The organism is Acinetobacter sp. YH12200 (assembly GCF_013418175.1).
GTDB classification, from domain to species: Bacteria; Pseudomonadota; Gammaproteobacteria; order Pseudomonadales; family Moraxellaceae; genus Acinetobacter; species Acinetobacter pseudolwoffii.
The window spans coordinates 93,278-111,083 of sequence record NZ_VPCO01000009.1; the positions used below are offsets into that span (position 1 = coordinate 93,278).

19 protein-coding genes are annotated in these 17,806 nt (G+C 44.0%); 11 read left to right on the forward strand and 8 right to left on the reverse strand.

Annotation, left to right across the window (positions count from 1 at the left end; genetic code table 11):
- Positions 1-65 precede the first annotated feature (65 nt).
- Both FTU90_RS08030 and FTU90_RS08035 read left to right on the forward strand, forming a co-directional pair.
- Positions 66-1,067 carry an adenosine deaminase gene (locus FTU90_RS08030; RefSeq protein ID WP_005097449.1) on the forward strand — a complete coding sequence of 334 codons (1,002 nt, stop codon included), beginning with the start codon at positions 66-68 and terminating at the stop codon, positions 1,065-1,067.
- Positions 1,068-1,119: 52 nt separating this feature from the next.
- Complete coding sequence (locus FTU90_RS08035) at positions 1,120-1,464, forward strand: hypothetical protein (protein ID WP_005097448.1); 345 nt, start codon at positions 1,120-1,122, stop codon at positions 1,462-1,464.
- A gap of 57 nt (positions 1,465-1,521) precedes the next feature.
- Here FTU90_RS08035 and FTU90_RS08040 read toward each other — a convergent pair whose 3' ends face one another.
- The gene (locus FTU90_RS08040; protein WP_100357721.1) at positions 1,522-2,073 is read right to left on the reverse strand and encodes a cytochrome b; all 552 of its coding nucleotides are present in this window, start codon (positions 2,071-2,073) and stop codon (positions 1,522-1,524) included.
- 218 nt (positions 2,074-2,291) lie between these two features.
- Here FTU90_RS08040 and FTU90_RS08045 point away from each other — a divergent pair, with 218 nt between their 5' ends.
- Together FTU90_RS08045 and rnhB are read left to right on the forward strand one after the other, a co-directional pair.
- Positions 2,292-2,663 carry a hypothetical protein gene (locus FTU90_RS08045; protein ID WP_180072274.1) on the forward strand — a complete coding sequence of 124 codons (372 nt, stop codon included), beginning with the start codon at positions 2,292-2,294 and terminating at the stop codon, positions 2,661-2,663.
- A gap of 57 nt (positions 2,664-2,720) precedes the next feature.
- Positions 2,721-3,314: a ribonuclease HII gene (rnhB, locus tag FTU90_RS08050; RefSeq protein WP_005170243.1), complete on the forward strand. Its 594-nt coding sequence runs from the start codon at positions 2,721-2,723 to the stop codon at positions 3,312-3,314.
- A gap of 101 nt (positions 3,315-3,415) precedes the next feature.
- On the opposite strand, the gene csrA is transcribed toward rnhB, so the two are convergent.
- From csrA to alaS, 3 genes are all read right to left on the reverse strand, one after another.
- Positions 3,416-3,670, reverse strand: a complete 255-nt coding sequence (gene csrA / locus FTU90_RS08055) for a carbon storage regulator CsrA (RefSeq protein ID WP_005097444.1) — start codon at positions 3,668-3,670, stop codon at positions 3,416-3,418.
- A 249-nt stretch (positions 3,671-3,919) separates the two neighbouring features.
- Complete coding sequence (locus tag FTU90_RS08060; protein WP_005097443.1) at positions 3,920-5,200, reverse strand: aspartate kinase; 1,281 nt, start codon at positions 5,198-5,200, stop codon at positions 3,920-3,922.
- A 64-nt stretch (positions 5,201-5,264) separates the two neighbouring features.
- The gene (alaS, locus tag FTU90_RS08065; protein ID WP_171304331.1) at positions 5,265-7,958 is read right to left on the reverse strand and encodes an alanine--tRNA ligase; all 2,694 of its coding nucleotides are present in this window, start codon (positions 7,956-7,958) and stop codon (positions 5,265-5,267) included.
- 388 nt (positions 7,959-8,346) lie between these two features.
- On the opposite strand from alaS, the gene gap reads away from it, so the two are divergent.
- Both gap and FTU90_RS08075 read left to right on the forward strand, forming a co-directional pair.
- Complete coding sequence (gene gap / locus FTU90_RS08070) at positions 8,347-9,369, forward strand: type I glyceraldehyde-3-phosphate dehydrogenase (protein ID WP_005097441.1); 1,023 nt, start codon at positions 8,347-8,349, stop codon at positions 9,367-9,369.
- A gap of 191 nt (positions 9,370-9,560) precedes the next feature.
- Positions 9,561-9,857, forward strand: coding sequence for a hypothetical protein (locus FTU90_RS08075; RefSeq protein WP_180072276.1), 297 nt, complete (start codon positions 9,561-9,563; stop codon positions 9,855-9,857).
- A 43-nt stretch (positions 9,858-9,900) separates the two neighbouring features.
- Here FTU90_RS08075 and FTU90_RS08080 read toward each other — a convergent pair whose 3' ends face one another.
- Together FTU90_RS08080 and FTU90_RS08085 are read right to left on the reverse strand one after the other, a co-directional pair.
- Positions 9,901-10,200, reverse strand: a complete 300-nt coding sequence (locus FTU90_RS08080; RefSeq protein WP_005097439.1) for an AzlD family protein — start codon at positions 10,198-10,200, stop codon at positions 9,901-9,903.
- A complete protein-coding gene (locus FTU90_RS08085) occupies positions 10,197-10,946 on the reverse strand; it encodes an AzlC family ABC transporter permease (protein ID WP_005097438.1) in 750 nt (249 codons plus the stop codon). Before FTU90_RS08085 ends, FTU90_RS08080 begins: the two co-directional genes overlap by 4 nt.
- Positions 10,947-11,093: 147 nt before the next feature.
- Between FTU90_RS08085 and FTU90_RS08090 the strand changes: the two genes are divergently transcribed.
- From FTU90_RS08090 to FTU90_RS08110, 5 genes are all read left to right on the forward strand, one after another.
- Positions 11,094-11,549 carry an Lrp/AsnC family transcriptional regulator gene (locus tag FTU90_RS08090; protein ID WP_004645552.1) on the forward strand — a complete coding sequence of 152 codons (456 nt, stop codon included), beginning with the start codon at positions 11,094-11,096 and terminating at the stop codon, positions 11,547-11,549.
- A gap of 208 nt (positions 11,550-11,757) precedes the next feature.
- A complete protein-coding gene (locus FTU90_RS08095) occupies positions 11,758-12,924 on the forward strand; it encodes an ATP phosphoribosyltransferase regulatory subunit (protein WP_180001311.1) in 1,167 nt (388 codons plus the stop codon).
- A 70-nt stretch (positions 12,925-12,994) separates the two neighbouring features.
- Entirely contained in the window at positions 12,995-14,314 is a 1,320-nt protein-coding gene (locus tag FTU90_RS08100; protein WP_005170258.1) for an adenylosuccinate synthase, read from the forward strand.
- Between the two features lie 159 nt (positions 14,315-14,473).
- Positions 14,474-14,782: a hypothetical protein gene (locus FTU90_RS08105; RefSeq protein WP_100355850.1), complete on the forward strand. Its 309-nt coding sequence runs from the start codon at positions 14,474-14,476 to the stop codon at positions 14,780-14,782.
- A 112-nt stretch (positions 14,783-14,894) separates the two neighbouring features.
- Entirely contained in the window at positions 14,895-15,668 is a 774-nt protein-coding gene (locus FTU90_RS08110) for a M48 family metallopeptidase (RefSeq protein ID WP_005097433.1), read from the forward strand.
- A gap of 154 nt (positions 15,669-15,822) precedes the next feature.
- Here the strand turns inward: FTU90_RS08110 and slyD are convergent, their stop codons facing one another.
- Both slyD and FTU90_RS08120 read right to left on the reverse strand, forming a co-directional pair.
- The gene (gene slyD, locus FTU90_RS08115; RefSeq protein WP_005097432.1) at positions 15,823-16,305 is read right to left on the reverse strand and encodes a peptidylprolyl isomerase; all 483 of its coding nucleotides are present in this window, start codon (positions 16,303-16,305) and stop codon (positions 15,823-15,825) included.
- A gap of 136 nt (positions 16,306-16,441) precedes the next feature.
- Positions 16,442-17,728, reverse strand: a complete 1,287-nt coding sequence (locus tag FTU90_RS08120) for an NAD(P)/FAD-dependent oxidoreductase (protein WP_159138598.1) — start codon at positions 17,726-17,728, stop codon at positions 16,442-16,444.
- Between the last annotated feature and the right edge of the window lie 78 nt (positions 17,729-17,806).

Below are 17,806 nucleotides of genomic sequence, written 5' to 3' on the forward strand. Positions count from 1 at the left end.
TCAGAAAGGGTGTAAACTGAGTTTGCGCCCTTTTTTATTATTTAAAGGTTTCACGAGGAGAAGTGATGAACCGTCTTGAGTTGATTCGCGCTTTGCCAAAAGCCGAGCTTCATGTTCATATTGAAGGCACTTTTGAGCCTGAGCTAATGTTTGCAATCGCTCAGCGTAATCAGATTGCCATCCCGTATAAATCTGTCGAGGAAGTTAAGCAGGCTTATAATTTCCATAATCTTCAGTCCTTCCTGGATATTTATTATGCCGGGGCCAATGTACTGATCCATGAACAGGACTTTTATGACTTGGCTTGGGCCTATTTTGAAAAATGTGCCGAAGACAATGTGGTGCATACAGAAATGTTCTTCGATCCGCAAACGCATACCGACCGTGGAATTGCTTTTGCGACCGTCATCAATGGCCTGCAAAAAGCCTGCGATGATGCCAAGGCCAAGCTTGGAATCAGCTCACATTTGATCATGTGTTTCCTGCGTCATTTAAGTGAAGAGGCGGCCTTTGAAACGCTGGAGCAGGCATTGCCCTATAAAGACCAGATTATTGCGATTGGTCTGGATTCAAGTGAAGTCGGGCATCCACCTTCTAAATTTGAACGTGTCTTTGCCAAAGCGCGTGAAGCAGGGTTTTTGGTCGTAGCACATGCGGGCGAAGAAGGCCCGGCAGAATATGTCTGGGAAGCTCTGGATTTACTGAAAGTTAATCGTATTGATCATGGGGTGCGTTCAGAAGAAGATTCTGAGTTAATGCAACGGTTGATTCGCGAAAAAATGCCCTTAACGGTGTGCCCGCTGTCAAATCTGAAGCTTTGTGTGGTCGAGGATATGCAGCAGCATAATATCCGTCGTCTCTTGCAGCAGGGTGTCCATGTTACAGTCAACTCAGATGATCCATCCTATTTTGGTGGCTATATGAATGACAACTTTATTGCCATTGCTGAAGCGCTAGACTTGAGTAACGAGGAATTAAAGCAGTTGGCAACGCACTCCTTTGAAGCGTCGTTTATTCCAGAGGCTGAAAAAGAGAAATGGATCAACCAGATCCGTGCCTTGGTTTAAGTTTTTACAAAAGGCAGAGTTCGCTCTGCCTTTATTATTTTTATAGGCCAATATGAAATTGAAAAGTTTACTTCTGATCCTCAGCATATTGTTGATTTCTGCCTGTTCTAGTGCGGATATGACATTGACACAACGTACTTTAAAACCTTTGATTGAATATCAATGCAGTAAAGAGCTGCAAAATTCCAAAGTTTGGAAAGTTTCGACCTACTTAATGCAGGACACCAGTAAAGTTGAACTTGAGAAAAATGTGTGTTCATGTGTAGGTGAGCATGCGTTAAAAGATGTGCCTGCCAAAACTTTGTTAAAAGCCACAGTTGATGAAGCAGCCAAAAAAGAACTGACGCAAAAAGCGATTGCAAACAGTCTCAGAAGTTGTCTCAAGGAATTTATTTAATGAAACAGCCTGCAAGCACAGACTGGGAACATTATTTAGCCCATATTAATGGTCTAACTATTTATCCTGTTGGGTCATACTTTTTAATACATGATCTTTATCGATAAAATGATGTTTAAAGGCTGCGGCAATATGGCCAACCAGTAGAACGCCGACTGCCCAGGAAAGCCAGATATGCAAGGGCTTAACAATAGCGGTCACAGCCGAGTTTTCGGCAATGAGGGGTGGCAGGTTAAATAAATACAGCACCGGTGCTGGATAACCCAAACTCCAGCTATACAAACAACCTGTAAGGGGTAGGGCAATCAGCATGAAATACAGCGCCAGATGACCAGCATGTGCCAACGTTTTCATCCGCGGTGACATACTCTCAGGCAGTGACGGTGCAGGATGGGTATAGCGCCAGAAAATCCGAACAACGAGCAGGAAAATAATGGTGGTTGCAATATTTTTATGCAGTGAAATCACATCACCCTTAAAGCTGCCATCAACGTCATAACTTAAAAAATTACCACTATAAAAACCGATGAGCCAGGCCGCAATAAAAATAACCGCCATGATCCAATGCAGCCATTGCGCTGTTCGTGTGTAATACAGTGATTTATTCATCTAGATATTCCGTTGCTCTTCATTAAGGCCGAACCTTAGCAAAGGGTGAATCAATTCAGCAATTCCAAATCTGCAACGCTATGGTGGCTTTCATGCAACATCTATTAAATTGGTTGGCTGTAGATTAAACATGCCTAGTGATTTTTAGATTTCTTATTCAGGTGAATTTCGGCACAATAGCGACAGTCTTCATCTATGAATGAATAAGGAATATATCTGTGAAAAAATTATTGGCTGTACTTGCGCCACTGACTCTGGTTTTATCAGCGTGTACAGCGACAGGCACTTCTGAGGCGCCAAGTACCACTCAACAACTGGGCGGCACTGCGCTTAAAATCGCGATCAATGCAAAATGCACCACTGAACTGAATAATATTCCAGCGTGGCAAACGGCAACACGTTTAATGACCACAACACAAAAGCAAAATATCCAGTCTGAAATTTGTGGCTGTGTCAGCGAAAAAGCACCGCAAAATGTGACAGCGGTTGATTTGGTGACTGCTGCGATTGATCCGGTGGCACGTACCACAATCGTGGGCAATGTGGTTGCAAAAACCATTAACGCTTGTGTGGCTGAAGCTGTAAACTAAGCCAAGATTAAATTGAAATAGGCTGACAGGTTCAGCCTATTTTTTATGGGAAATGACATGAAAATTGCTGGTGTAGATGAAGCAGGGCGTGGACCGCTGGTCGGTTCAGTGGTGGCGGCCGCGGTAATTTTAGATCCAAATAACCCGATTGAAGGTTTAAATGACTCTAAAAAACTGACTGAAAAGAAACGTGAAAAACTTTTTATCGAAATTCAGGAAAAAGCGCTGGCTTGGGCAATTGCTGAGGCGTCAGCAGCAGAAATTGATGAGCATAATATTCTGCAGGCATCCTTACTGGCAATGCGCCGTGCTGTAGAAGCTTTAGCGATTCAACCTGAGCATGTGCTGGTCGATGGCAATAAAGTCCCTCAGGGGCTAACGATGAGCTGTGACGCGATCATTGGTGGCGATGCTTTGCATGCAGAAATTTCTGCTGCTAGTATTCTGGCCAAAGTTACCCGTGATCATCAAATGATTGAGATGGATCTAAAGCATCCACAATTTGGTTTTGCCAAGCACAAGGGCTATCCAACCAAAGCACATTTTGAAGCGATTGCCTTGCATGGGGTGATTGATGAGCACCGTCGTAGTTTTGGGCCGGTAAAAAAGGTAGTTGCAGCATTGCTGGAACAGCAGGGCGCAGAACTTTAATTCTTATTTAATTTAAAGGTTCTGAATATTGAAATGTGTATTCATTAAAGTATAGATCAATTAAAAGCGGCTTCAAAGCCGCTTTATGATTTACACAAAAATTAACGGTTAAAGTTATTTTGTGTTTGGTTTTCATCTTCATACGAAGGTTGGAAATCCTGATCGATATGCTGAAGATGTTCATGCATTGCACGTTCATGCTGGATACGCTGGTAAATCTCTTCACGGTGCACAGAGACTTCTTTCGGAGCATTGACCCCAATACGAACCTGATTACCTTTTACACCAAGCACAGTCACGCTGACTTGGTCTCCAATCATTAAAGTTTCCCCGACACGTCGAGTCAAAATCAGCATGTTTCTCTCCTTGCAAAATGCAAAACCTGCAATCTATTGAATATAAAACAAAAACACAACCAAAAATTAAAAAATAAAATCTGGATAGAAATTCTGTCATCTGGGTGAAAGATTTTAATCTATCTCAGTTTTTTAAAAATCCTCAGGCTTAATATAACAGAGCCACTATAAAAAAAACTATAGTGGCTCTGAATTTTTGTAGAGATTTATAGAATACTGTCAAACAATGACAATATTTTGTCATTCCTCTTAAGCGCGTACGCTTGATTCACCTTGTTCGCGGTCTAGACCGAAGGCGGTATGCAGTGAACGAACTGCAAGTTCCAGATAGTTTTCTTCAATAATCACTGAAATTTTGATTTCAGAAGTAGAGATCATCAGGATGTTAATACCTTCAGCTGCCAGTGCGGTAAACATTTTGCTTGCAACACCTGCATGTGAACGCATGCCTACACCGACGATAGAAACTTTGACGATATCTGAACGGGTAGCGACTTCACGTGCACCAATTTCCTGAGCGGTTGCTTCGAGAATGGCTTTGGCCTTGTTCAATTCGCTGCGGTTGACTGTAAAAGTAAAATCAGTCGTACCATCTTCTTCAACGTTCTGGATAATCATATCCACTTCAACATTGGCATCACCAATCGGGCACAAAATTTTAGAGGCGATGCCCGGTTCATCAGGTACACCTAAAATCGTTAATTTTGCTTCGTCACGGTTAAATGCGATACCGGAGATAATTGGCTGTTCCATATTGTCTTCCAATTCAGTCGTAATAAGTGTACCCACGTTTTGCTTAAATTCTTCGTCGAATGCGCCATCATTGTCATTGTCGAAGCTGGATAATACGCGTAAAGGTACTTGATATTTACCGGCAAATTCAACTGCACGAATTTGCAGGACTTTTGAACCCAGTGACGCCATTTCAAGCATTTCTTCAAAGGAAATACGGTCAACTTTCTTGGCTTTGGGTGCAACACGTGGATCAGTGGTATATACGCCATCAACGTCTGTATAAATCTGGCATTCATCGGCTTTTAGTGCAGCAGCAATCGCGACACCTGAAGTATCAGAACCGCCGCGGCCTAAAGTGGTGGTATTGCCATGCTCGTCAAAACCCTGGAAACCTGCAACTACAAGTACACGGCCAGCATCCAGATTCGAGTTCAGGACTTCAGTATCAATTGATTCGATACGTGCCTTATTGAATGAGCTGTCGGTTTTCATGCCAACCTGGCGACCTGTCAGTGATTTTGCTTCAACGCCAATAGAGTTGAGCGCCATCGCTAACATAGAAATCGTAACCTGCTCACCCGTAGAGACCATCTGGTCTAGTTCACGTGGGTCAGGGGTTTCGGTAATGGCTTTCGCGAGAGCAAGCAGACGATTGGTTTCGCCACTCATCGCTGATACAACCACAACCACCTTGTGGCCATGGTCATGCCAGCGTTTCACACGACGAGCAACATTTAAAATGCGCTCGGGAGTACCCATAGAGGTACCGCCATATTTTTGAACGATTAGTGCCATAGTTGTTCCATATAAGCCATGACCCTGATAGTCCTATCAGGGTCAGTTACACAAAATTGAAGTTTTATTTTGCTGCCAGCCAGGCAGTTAAATCTGCCATCACCGGAGCAAACTTCTCGTTAAGTGGCGCGCCACCTTGTGCCAAGTCAGGTTTACCACCACCTTTACCACCCAGCTCAGTTGCCAGATGTTTGATGATGTCACCCGCTTTTATAGATGCAGTAAAGTCTTTTGCTACAGATGCGATCAAGCTCACCTTGTCACCCTCTACACCTGCAAGCACAATGACTGCATTTTCTAATTTTGATTTCACACCGTCATGCAGGTTGCGTAGTGCTTTCGCATCCATATTTTCAACGGTTGTAATCAAGGTTGCACGACCTGCAATGGTTTGAACTTGGCTTAGAAGTTCACCGGCTTGCAGGCTAGCAAGTTTCTGATTCAGTTGTTCGATCTGTTTTTGCAAGCCAGAGGCAGTATCAACTAACGCTTCAACTTTTTCTAAAGTCTGGTCTTTTTGCGCTTTGAGCAAACCGTTAATCGTATTGATGTCACGATCGGCTTTTTGTGCAACTTCAACTGCTTTGGTGCCTGTCACTGCTTCAATACGACGTATACCTGCTGCAACACCACCTTCAGAAGTGATCTTGAACAGACCGATGTCACCGGTACGTTTTACGTGAATACCACCGCAAAGCTCGATGGAGAAATTTTTCTCTTCAATCACTGAACCCATCGACAATACACGGACTTCGTCACCGTATTTTTCGCCGAACAGCATCATCGCGCCTTTGGCTTTGGCAGATTCAATATCCAGCAGTTCAGTAGACACCGCAGTATTGGCAATTACTTCAGCATTGACCAGACGTTCAATTTCTTGCAGCTGTTCAAAGCTAACCGGTTGATCATTGGCAAAGTCAAAACGTAACACATCAGATGCGACCAATGAACCCTTTTGTTGTACATGTGAGCCCAGAATTTGACGCAGCGCAGCATGTAGTAGGTGAGTTGCAGAGTGGTTGCGTGCAGTTGCTGCACGAATCTCGGCTTGCACTGTTGCTTCTACATTTTGAGTAACTTTCAAGTTACCCATGGTCACGATGCCTTGATGTACAAATGCACCACCAGATTTTTTCGTGTCCTGAACTTCGAAAATCCCGGTATAGTTTTTGAAAATACCTGTATCACCGATTTGACCACCGCTTTCTGCATAGAAAGGAGTCTGGTTGAGTACGATTAAAGCTTCGTCGCCTTCAACGACTTCATCTACTTGCTCGCCATCTTTATAGATTGCGATGATTTGGCCTTCGCCTGCAGTTGCATCATAACCATCAAATTGAGTTTCGCCTTCAACTTTGACAACACTGTTGTAATCGATCGCGAATTTACCTGCATCACGCGCACGTTGACGCTGTGCTGCCATTTCAACTTCAAAGCCAGCTTCGTCAATGCTTAAGTCACGTTCACGTGCGATATCCGCAGTTAAGTCCGTCGGGAAACCGTAAGTGTCGTAAAGTTTGAAAACCACTTCACCCGGAATCACAGAACCTTTTAATTGTGCCAATTCGCCTTCAAGCAATTTCAAACCTTGCTCAAGTGTTTTGGCAAATTGTTCTTCTTCTTTGAGCAGTTGAGCTTCGATACGTGCTTGTTGTGCTGCAAGTTCTGGATATGCTTCGCCCATCACTTCAATAAGCGGCTGCAACATTTTATGGAAGAATGAACCGGTCGCACCCAGTTTGTTACCGTGACGCACTGCACGGCGGATGATACGACGCAGTACATAACCACGACCTTCATTTGATGGATTTACGCCATCAGCAATCAGGAATGAACATGAACGTGCATGGTCAGCAACCACTTTAAGTGAAGCAGGGTATTGTACAGGTGTGCCTTTTTCAGCCGCTTCAGCTTCAAGTGCAGTAGTATCCAGACCAATGATCTCAGCCGCAGATTTGAGTAAGTGCTGGAACAAATCGATTTCGTAGTTTGAGTTGACATGCTGTAAAACTGCAGAAATACGCTCAAGACCCATACCAGTATCTACAGAAGGCGCTGGAAGCGGATGAAGTACGCCATCACTCGTGCGGTTAAACTGCATGAAAACGTTGTTCCAGATTTCAATGAAACGGTCGCCATCTTCTTCAGGTGTGCCCGGCAGGCCACCCCAGATGTGATCGCCATGGTCAAAGAAAATTTCAGAACATGGGCCGCAAGGACCTGTGTCGCCCATCGCCCAGAAGTTATCTGATGCGTATTGACCACCTTTGTTGTCACCAATACGGATAATGCGAGATGCATCTAGGCCGATTTCTTTGTTCCAGATGTCGAATGCTTCGTCATCGGTATGATAAACAGTGGCATAAAGCTTATCTTTAGGTAGCGCTAACCAGTCATCGCCCGTCAAAAAATCCCAGGCAAATTTGATCGCATCACGTTTGAAGTAATCACCAAATGAAAAGTTACCTAACATTTCAAAGAAGGTATGGTGACGCGCGGTATAACCGACATTATCCAAGTCGTTGTGTTTACCACCTGCACGTACGCATTTTTGTGATGATACGGCACGGACATAATCGCGTTTTTCTAGACCTAAGAAGCAATCTTTAAACTGGTTCATACCCGCATTGGTGAACAGTAAAGTTGGATCATTGGCGGGTACTAGTGAACTCGACGCGACACGTGTATGCCCTTGCGATTCAAAGTAACGCAAAAATGCTTCACGAATTTCAGCTGATGTCATAAAACGAGTACTCACAACCAAGTCACTCCATAATTTCCGATTTGGCTAAAACACCACAGTCTGACAAGCACATGAGAGCTCTGCTGCAATGCGGGGCTTAAAAATTTAAAACGCCAAATTATAACGGAAAAAGCGGTATGCACCAATCATTTTAAAACCAATTGCCAAGGAATTATTGACTCGGGTTTAGTGCTGAATTCATAAAATGAATTTTCTATTCAGAACAATTCGGTTATATCCATCTATTTACACAGCATCAGAATTTTAAAAGATCTGAATACTGGGCGATGTATCAGAAATAAAATAATCGAAAATCAATATTTTCACTGAAGTTTTTCATGTACTGCGCAAGAAATCCTTTAACATAGAGGAGTTTTAAAATAGGCATATAAAAGGTTGAGTCATGCAACGAGTGGCAATCAATGGATTTGGGCGTATTGGACGTAATGTATTGCGTGCCTGGTTTGAAAATCCGAAAGATTTTAAATTTGAAATCGTTGCCATTAACGATATTGCTGATGTTGAAACCTTAATTCATCTGTTTAAATATGACTCAACCCATGGCCGTTTTCCGGGACAGGTAGACGTCAGCTATGATGCCGAACATATTTATCTGCATCTCAGCTATCAGGATGCCAGCTTAAAAGTTCAGGTTTTGTGTGAAGCCAACCCGGCGCAGCTTCCCTGGCAAAAACTTGAAGTAGATGTAGTGCTGGAATGTACCGGGCTGTTCCGTTCCCGTGCAGCTGCGACCCAGCATATTGAGGCAGGGGCGAAACGGGTGATTATTGGAGCAGCACCCTTTGATACTGTCGATGCTGCGATTGTGTATGGTATCAATCATCACGAAGTTAAAGCCACCGACCAGATCATTTCCAGTGTGTCCTGTACCACTCAGGCCCTAGTACCGCTGGTCAAAATCCTCGATGATGCTTTTGGCATCAGCAGTGCGTTAATGACCGAAATCCATGCGGTGACCGCAGATCAATCTGTGCTGGATCAGGCGCATCGCGATCTGCGTCGTGCACGGGCAGCAGGACACAATATTATTCCCACCACATCCAGTGCGCTGGGTGCATTAAAGCGGGTTATGCCAAAAATGGAAGATCGGATTGACGGTTATTCAATTCGGGTGCCGACCATTAATGTCGCAGCAATTGACCTGACCTTTGTTTCCCAGTCACCGATTACCGATCATAAACTGAATGAAGTGTTAATTAAGGCGGCGCGACAGGATTTTGCCGAAATCATGTCAGTGACGGATGAACCTTTGGTGTCGAGTGATTTTAATCATTCTCCTTATTCCTTGATCGTTGACCTGACCCAAACCCTAGTGGTGGGACAACAGGCCAAGGTCTTTGCCTGGTATGACAATGAATGGGGTTATGCCAACCGCTTGCTGGATTTATGTGAATCTTTTCATTAAGTTTGACTTTGCTAAGCCTGAAAAGTGCCGATATACGGTGCTTTTTTTGCTTTAAACATTCTTGATATGCGTTGTTTTAATAGAATTTGCGCGTAATTGATCGAAAAGCAGCGTGAGTGCTTGAATTATTTGCATCATCTGCATGATTTTTCGTTAAGATAAAGCCAATAAAATGAAATAAGAGCAAGCATATGATGGTGGTTTGGGGATTTATTATACTGCTCACATTGGCAGTGATTTTTCTAATCTGGCTGCAGTTCAATCAGAATGATGGTTCAGGTGTCGTGGAGGGCGTGCCGGTAGAAGAGAAAGTCGCGCATCTGGAAGAAAATTTAAAAAAGACCCTGGAAATCATGCAGGATTTGGCTAAAAAAATGCATGTACAGCAGGAAGTGCTGGATCAGACTACAACCAAACTGCAGCAGGTCGAGTTGCAAAATGCAGAGCTGGTCAGCCTGCTCACCAAGGTCGTAGACCCACAGAAATAAACAGAATCCCTTTAGAAATCATATAAAGAATTCTGTTTGAGGGCTAGACGAGAAGAGTTCTTAAGACGGCTGCAGACACCATGCTGATGGCAACTGTGGGGAGCAAGCCAAAACGCGTAGCGGCAAACAGCGTTAAAGCCAAAGCGATCAGATCTGCAGGGTTGTCGCGTACAAAATACGGTGCGATGACTGAAATCAGGACACAGCCGGGTACAACGTCCATGATTTTACGCTGACGTTGTGTCAGCGTCTTATTTTTTAATAAGACATAGCCCAGAATCCGGGTCAGATAGGTGGTTGCCGCAATCAGCAGGATGGCCAGCAATGTACTCATCTCAATCATGCTTCCTCCTCACCAATCAAGAAAAAAGCAGACACAATGCCGGCTAGGGCACCCATCGGCACATACCAGCCAGCAGGCAAATATAAATAAGCCAGAGCAGCACAGATCAGGCTTACTAGCCATGGCCGGGCTGCACTCAAGCCTTTCCACATGCTTTGCATCAACACCAGAAATACAGCAGGAAAGGCCATATCAAAGCCCCAGCGGTTGATATCGCCTAAAACAGGTCCAAGCATCGCGCCCAGTGTGGTAAAACCGACCCACATCAGATAAAGACAGAAACATAAACCGGCATAGTAGGGCATGCTAAAAGCAGCCCGATAACCCTGCTGGGCCTGCTTTCTTTGCGCATCCGCCAGACTTAAGGCCCAGCTTTCATCAACCATAAAAAACAGGGCCGGCAATACTTTGCGATTCGGGAGATGTTTTAAATACGGGACTAGGCTTGCACCCATCAGCAAATGCCGGCTATTCACCAAAAAGGTAATAAACAGCAGCATGAATAAATTGGGTGGACTGGTCCAGACTTCCAGAATGGCAAATTCAGAACCGCCGGCAAAATTGAGTCCAGTCAGCAAAGGCACTTCCAGCACACTGAAATTTTTCTGAATCGCAGTCGCACCTAGCACCAAAGCAAAGGGAATAATTCCTAAAAGCATAGGAATAGAATCTTTCATACCGCGCTGAAATTCGCTGAAATCTGTATGCGCGAGCGCGGGCGTGCTGCTTTGTCTGAGCAAAAGCATGTCAGTGACCTGAGGACTTCAATATTGAACCGTATTTTATAGCGATAATCGGGCTATTTGCTGTTGTAGTGCATGCAATTTAAATTTGATTTGGAATTAAATTGCGCTAAATTGGCTTAAAGGGGTTTTAAATACTAAAGTAACAAGATGGATCAAATTGATAAACGCATTTTGCATGAACTGCAAAAGAACGGAAAATTGCAAAATAATGAACTGGCTCAATTAATTGGCTTGTCGCCGTCCCCCTGTTTAAGAAGAGTCAAGCAACTAGAAGATGATGGGGTCATTGAGCAGTATGTCGCCTTACTCAATCCGCAAAAAGTCAATCTGGCAATGAGTGTATTTGCACGGGTTTGGCTTAAATCTCAAGAAGCCGCCGTGGTCGATCAATTTGTTGAAGCCATCAAGGAGATGCCGGAAGTGGTGGAATGCCAGTTAATGGCGGGAGATTGTGATTTCTTTTTAAGAATTGTGGTGGCCGATCTGGATGCCTATCGTAAATTTCAGATTCATCATTTGACTCAAATTCCCTGCATCCAAAGTGTAAAAACCGAAATTCCATTGCAAACGGTAAAAAGTACCACCGCATTGCCATTGGTCTAAAATGATTTTTTGTTTATAGCGCGTGTTGGTCATACACGATAAAACGCTGATAGTTGACGCAATTGTGGCTCATTGCATAAGAGAGTAAAAATTATAAAATTTTGCGATGCACAGCCAAAACTATCGTGCTAGACTAGGAGAAATCGGGTGTGCTCCCGATTTTTTTATGCGGATTCGTTCCGCGCTGACAAGAATTTAGGTTTACAACATGCCCATTTCAGAGACATGGTTATTACCTGATGGTGTAGCTGATGTATTACCAGAACAAGCGCAAGTCATTGAAAGTTTGCGCCGTAAATCACTGGATTTCCTTGCATCTCGAGGTTATCAGTTGGTGTACACGCCATTCATTGAGTACATCGAATCTCTCTCTTCTCTCTCAGAATCGAATCAAGATTTAGACTTAGCCACTTTTAAAGTCATCGATCAGCTTTCTGGTCGTTTGCTTGGTGTGCGTGCCGATATGACACCACAAGTGGCGCGTATTGATGCACATGTACATCCAGTGGAAGGTGTGGCGCGTTACTGCTATGCAGGTACCGTTCTGCATACCAAACCACGCGGTTTTAATACCTCGCGTGCGCCTTTGCAGTTAGGCGCCGAACTGTTTGGTTCAGACAGCATCGATGCCGATGTAGAAATGGTCGATTTAATGATCAGTCTGATTCAGGAAACAGGTCTGGCAGACGGAATCCATCTGGACTTGGGTCATGTCGGCTTATTCCGCAGTCTGGTGGCTCAAGCAGGTTTGAACAAAGTTGCTGAACGTAAACTGTCTGATTTATACCAACGTAAGGCCTTGCCAGAGTTGGAAGAATTTACGGCAGAACTGAAATTTGGTCAGGACTTTTATGCACTGGGCCGCTATGCCAGCGATCTGGACGCATTACAGGCAAATTTAAGTGCTGAAGTGTTGGCGAATCCAGCCTTCAAGCAAGCTTTTGATGCCTTACAAATTACCAAAGATCAGGTTCAAGCCCGTTGGCCAAACTTGAGTATTGGGATTGATGTGGTTGAATTGCGTTCATACCATTATCATACTGGTCTGATGTATGCAGTCTATGCACCGAATCGTGCAGCAGCACTGGCACAAGGCGGTCGTTATGATGGCATTGGTGAACATTTCGGTCGTGCGCGTCCTGCCACAGGTTTCTCTTGTGACTTATATGCGTTAAGCGCAGGTCAGTTTGACGCAGTACAGGTTGTGGTTGCACCTAAAGGCACTGATGCAGAACTTCTGAATGCGATTCAGAACATTCGTGCACAAGGCTTAAGTGTAATTCAGTTACTGGGTAATGATGATTTAAACTCGATTCCATATGCGACGCACCAGCTGGTGAATGCGAATGGTGAGTGGACAGTCAAAACGATTTAACTGCTTGGCTCAGTGTTCATGTCGCTGAGCGGGGCTTTCAACTTTAACAGCATGATGTAATGAGGCTATTATGGGCAAGAATGTTGTGGTACTTGGTACCCAATGGGGCGACGAAGGTAAAGGTAAAATCGTCGACCTGCTCACAGATCAAGCGGCAGCGGTCGTTCGTTATCAAGGCGGACATAACGCAGGTCACACTCTTGTGGTTGGTGGTAAGAAAACTGTCTTACACCTCATTCCATCAGGTATTTTACGTGAAAACGTATTGTGCTTAATTGGTAACGGTGTTGTTCTTTCTCCTGAAGCGCTCATCAAAGAGATGGATATTCTTGAAAAAGAAGGCGTTCCTGTTAAAGAACGTTTACGCATTTCTCCAAACTGTCCATTGATTCTTCCGAACCACATCGCACTTGATCAGGCGCGTGAGAAAAAACGTGGTAATGCGAAGATTGGTACGACAGGTCGTGGTATCGGTCCTGCATACGAAGACAAAGTAGCGCGTCGTGCAGTTCGTGTTGCTGATCTGGTACGTGGCGGTGAACATCTTACTGCCCAGTTAACTGAGCTTCTGGATTACCATAACTTCCAGCTTACTCAATACTATGGTGTTGAAGCAGTTAAGCTAGAAGACGTACTGGCACTTTGCGACGAATGGCGTAAGGTTGTTGCGCCGTTGGTTGTAGACGTAACAACTGAACTGCATAACTACCGTAAAAACGGTGACAACATCATGTTTGAAGGCGCGCAAGGTTCACTTCTTGACGTTGACCATGGTACATACCCGTATGTGACATCTTCAAACACCACTGCTGGTGGCGTAAGCTCAGGTTCAGGTCTGGGTCCTTTGCACCTTGATTATGTACTGGGTATTACCAAAGCCTATACTACTCGTGTCGGTGCAGGCCCATTCCCAACGGAATTGGTTTATGACGCTGCAAACGATGTGGGTGATGCGGTTGGTAAACACCTTGGTACCATTGGTAATGAATTTGGTGCGTCTACTGGCCGTCAACGTCGTTGTGGCTGGTTCGATGCTGAAATTCTACGTCGTTCAGTAGATGTAAACTCACTGTCTGGTATTTGCCTGACTAAACTTGATGTTCTTGATGGTTTAGAAGAAGTGAAAATCTGTGTCGGTTATGAAGCTGCAGATTCTGGTTGTGTCGGTTCTTCTGATGCGCTTGCATTCGAAACTTTAAAACCAATTTACGAAACAATGCCAGGCTGGTCTGAGTCAACTTTCGGTGCAAAATCGCTGGATCAGTTGCCACAAGCTGCATTGAACTATGTAAAACGTCTTGAGCAACTGATTGAATGTCCAATCGACATCATTTCAACCGGTCCAGACCGTGAAGAAACTATCGTTCTTCGCCACCCGTTTGATGCTTGATCTTCATTTGATTAAAGCTTGAATGATAAAACCCATCTCCGGATGGGTTTTTTATATCCAAAAACTATAAATTTGGCTCAAGACTAAAGTTGCATCGGTGCTGTGACAAAATGTGCTTTAACATAGCCATATATAAAGAAAGAAAAAATGAGTGAAAGGATGCAAAAAAATATATCGGCGACCATGTTTTATTCATTGTTATTCGCGATGGGCGGGGCGCCAACAATTGCCATGATGATTATTCGCGCGCAAACCCAAAATCCTGAGGTGATTTATGCGGCGCTGATTGGTCTGAGTGTCATTATCGCCTGTATATTAGTGCCTATTATTTTATTGCAAAACGCCTATTTATTTTTTAAACGTAAAGATGAAATTCTGGAACAAAAAATAAAACCCTTAAGTCAGGTTTATCTGGGCTTGAACATTATCTGTCTGATTTATTGGCTGGCGATACAGTACTTGGCTTAAAAATTACAGAATTTATAAGAAGATGGAGTAATTAAGCGTTTAGCTCCTGTATGCTTTCACTTATAATTTTTACAATGTAAATTAAGCTTGGGCTAAGGTAGAGTTGATTATAATGAAGAATAAATTTTTATTGGGTATGGCGGCTGCCGCAGCCGTGACATTGTCGGGTTGTACCACTATTGCGGATATTGCCGGGGCTGATTCTGCGACCTTAAATGCATCTGCGACACAAAGCTATAATGCCATGGTCACTGATGCCAGAAATAAAGGTCAACTGGACACCAGTTCAGCGACCTATAAACGTATTAATACCGTATTTAACCGTTTAAAGCCGATTGCGAACCAAATGAACCAGACTGGTACAGCATTCCAGTGGCAATTGGCTGTGCTCAAGTCCGATCAGGTTAATGCCTTTGTTGCACCGGGTGGTAAAGTGGTATTTTATACCGGTATTGTGAATAAGCTGAATCTGACCGATGCTGAAATTGCAGCAATTATGGGTCATGAAATGGTACATGCCTTAGAAGAGCATTCTAAGCAGAAAATTGGTGCTCAGGCGCTCACCGACCTGGCTTTAGGCATTGGTCTGAATGCAGCTGGTGTGGGCCAGGGTGGCGCAGCAGCAGCGCAATTAGGAAGTCAGATCGGGATTGGCCTGCCATACTCGCGTAATCTGGAAAGCCGTGCTGACCAGGGGGGCTTGATGCTGATGGCACGCGCAGGTTATAACCCGAATGCAGCGATTACCTTGTGGGAAAAAATGAACAAACTTGGTGGCAGTAATGGCGCAACCTTCCTGTCTACGCATCCATCGAACAGCCAGCGTATTGGACAAATGCGTCAACAGTTACCAGCAGCCATGCAGATTTATAATCAACGCAAATAATCCAGCGATTATTCTCTAAAGGGATCTCTTGATTGGATTGAAACAGCAGGGCCATGGTCCTGCTTTTTTATTCTCCATTTTAAAATGAATATTTTGGCGGCAATAAAAAAGGCAAAGTTTTCACTTTGCCTTTTTTACACTCGATCAGAAGATCTTAGTGCTGGTGACCACCTGCACCGTGTACATGACCGTGATCTAATTCTTCTTGAGAAGCTTCACGAATCGATACAATTTCAACTTCGAAAGTCAGGTCTTGACCAGCAAGCGGGAAGTTCGCATCTACAACAACATTATCGCCTTCAACTGCTTTAACAGTTACGATTTGCACGCCGTCATCAGTTTGAGCTTGGAACTGCATACCTGCTTGAATGTTGTCTACGCCTTGGAACATTTGCGCAGGAACTTCTTGTACAAGGTCAGGGTTATATTCGCCATAACCTTCAGCAGCAGGAACATTAACAGTGAATTTTTCACCCACAGTTTTGCCTTCTAACGCGTTTTCTAAACCTGGGATGATGTTACCTGCACCGTGCAAATAGGCAAGTGGTTCACCTTGAGATTGGTCGAGAGTTTCACCCTCTGCGTTAGTCAATGTGTAGTGGAAAGAAACCACGAGGTTATTTGCAATAGCAGTCATGTGAATTGATCCATTCAATTTTTTAAGGGTACATCATAAAGTGAAATTGCATTTTTGTAGACTAAAATTAGCAAAAAAACGCAATTTGACAATTTTATTGACGATTTTTTCATTGATTGGGCCAAATTCTGGAATTTCAATGCAATTTAAGCTTTGGAGAAATTTTTCGTGTAACTAAATCTTTTGCAGTCAAAATACCGGCATGAGCATAACCATGAATGGCCGCCTGATGAATCCGGTATAAAGAGACATACATGGTTTTGGCGACAAAGCCTTGCACATTGACCTGACCCAGCAATTCCCCCACAGCTTTATTCTGACTTAAGGAAATCAGGGAGCCCTTGTCAGAAAATTTAAACATCGGCAAATAGCTATCTCCATTGACATGGGCTTTTAAAGCATTGGCCAGAAAGCTGGCTTGCTGGCTGGCCACTTGAGCACGCGGCCCTAATACCGGTTGATCTGCCGCAGGCTGGCAATGCGCACAATCACCAAATGCAAAAATACTTGGATCAGATTTGGTTTGCAGCGTGGCATAAACTTTGAGCCGATGAATATGGTCTTTTTCCATGTCGTCGAGTTGTGCCAAGACTTCCGGCGCTTTGATCCCTGCGGCCCAGACTTTGATTTCAGCATCCAGACTGGAACCATCGGCAAAATAAATCTTGTCTTCATCGACCTTGGCCACTCGATGACTGGTCAAGACTTCAATACCGAACTGTTCTAACTGTTTCATGGTATTTGCAGCAACTTTAGGCGAGAGTGCAGTCAGAATACGATCCGCGGCTTCAATCAAGGTGATTTTGACTTTGTTGGGATCGACCTTGTTTAAGCCATATTGAAAGAAATTCTGTTTGGCTTCTACCAGCTCCGCTGCCAGTTCTACCCCAGTCGCACCGGCACCAATAATGGCAATATTCAGCTCACGGCTTGAAGTCTCATGTTGAGCATTTAAATACAGGTGCAGCAGATCCTGCTGAAAGATATCTGCCTGCTGACGGCTGTCGAGAAAATGACAGAACTGTTTGACCCCTTCGGTATTAAAGTCATTTGAGGTTGAACCTAAAGCCAGTACCAGTGTGTCATAGCCAATGCGCTGATTTTTCTTGGGCTCACTCTTTTTAGAGAAATATTCTGTTTCGACGATGATCTGTTTCGCTTCGCGATCCAGACCGGTGAATGTCCCCAAAACAAATTCATAATGATGCGCGGCAGAATGGGCAAAATAATTGGTTTCTTGCTGATGTGGATTTAAGGTACCTGCGGCGACTTCATGTAGCAGCGGTTTCCAGAGATGTGTCAGTTTTTGATCAATCAAAATAATCTGGGCTTTGCCGTTTTTACCCAGGCTATCACCCAGTTGTGTCGCCAGTTCCAGACCACCAGCGCCACCACCCACAATCACGATTTTATGTACTGTCATGCGTTCTTAACCTGTTTATTTTTTTAATAAAAATAAGAGAAATAGAGAGAAAATATACTATGGCATGTGCTAAATCGC